Here is a 269-nt window from a genome sequence, read left to right as displayed (position 1 = left end):
ATAAAGGAGAGTCAGTACTTGATCAAAGTGCATTTATCAAGAATTATGGGAGATAGAAGAGTTAATATTGCTGAATTATCAAGAATAACAGGTCTTCACAGAAACGGCATAACAAGGCTTTACCATGAAGAAACCGATGGCATTAAATTTGATACTCTAGAAAAAATTTGCAAAGCATTAGACTGTGAGATAGATGATTTACTTGAAATCATAGAAAAGGAGTCTTAAGCAAAAGTATTGCAAGTGATGTTATAATTAACGGAGAGGTG

At 33.1% G+C, this 269-nt stretch carries 1 protein-coding gene; it reads left to right on the top strand.

The annotated features are described in order from the left end of the window. Positions 1-228: helix-turn-helix domain-containing protein (locus SB816_RS32010; protein ID WP_410548245.1), on the top strand; the 228-nt coding region annotated here is incomplete at its 5' end. Positions 229-269: the final 41 nt, after the last annotated feature.

Origin of the sequence: Achromobacter sp. SIMBA_011 (assembly GCF_046535435.1) — a bacterium.
Lineage (GTDB): Bacteria > Pseudomonadota > Gammaproteobacteria > Burkholderiales > Burkholderiaceae_B > Achromobacter > Achromobacter dolens.
Note: the sequence above shows the minus strand (reverse complement) of the source record. Positions and strands in the feature narration are given on the sequence as shown.